At 64.1% G+C, this 259-nt stretch carries 1 pseudogene; it reads right to left on the reverse strand.

The features are described 5' to 3' along the window. A pseudogene (locus AC0L3K_RS40835) lies at positions 1-164 on the reverse strand (IS3 family transposase); the annotation flags it as partial. Positions 165-259 lie beyond the last annotated feature (95 nt).

Raw genomic sequence — 259 nt, forward strand, 5'->3', positions numbered from 1 at the left:
CGCAGCCGGCCACGGAGAGTCGCGTCCGGAGGACGGCTGGAGCGATAGCGGATCATCTTCCGATCCGCTCCGACAATCGAACAGGCCCGCCGCTCCGACAGGCTCATGACGGCCTGCAGATGCGCGACCGCAGCGCGCTTGGCGGCGGGCCCTACCATTTTTTTGAAAGAAGCTCGCGAAGGGTGCGGATTCCGGTCGATGTCGCCCAGGATTCCGAGATGATCTCGCCCACCATTCCGATTTGAAGTCGCCCACCCGT

The sequence above is a fragment of the Bradyrhizobium sp. MI1.10 genome (genome assembly GCF_055811035.1).